At 30.6% G+C, this 389-nt stretch carries 1 protein-coding gene; it reads right to left on the bottom strand.

The annotated features are described in order from the left end of the window. The coding region (locus AC1DWA_RS33670; RefSeq protein WP_477917873.1) for a site-specific integrase at nucleotides 1-347 on the bottom strand (347 nt) is incomplete at its 3' end. Nucleotides 348-389: the final 42 nt, after the last annotated feature.

Raw genomic sequence — 389 nt, 5'->3', positions numbered from 1 at the left:
GTAGACCTTACAATTGCTTGTATACCTGAACGTTTRACTTCTCTTTCAATCATACGTTTTGTRCCRATTAYACTAATCCTTTTAGGTTTATTTAAATTGTAATCATACCAATAAACCATTTTTTGAGGATGAAAAGAAATAAATAACGGATCATTTGTATAATCCTTAGGTCTAAATAATAGAGGGATTGTTAATAGGTAATCATATATGATTTTCTTATCTTGTTTAGAAAGCTCTAAGGTGCGTTTTGATTTGCTTGTGTTTACCGTTAATGTATTCTGTGCAAAGTTAATGTCTTGTATATTTAAAGATACAACTTCGTTAATGGTAAGACCGTAACGAAGCATTAAGATGAACATGGAATGGTTACGCGGACCTATGTATTTATG

The sequence above is a fragment of the Rhodococcus sp. P4_F3_2 genome (genome assembly GCF_056401335.1).
This window is presented reverse-complemented; position numbering and strand designations above follow the sequence as displayed.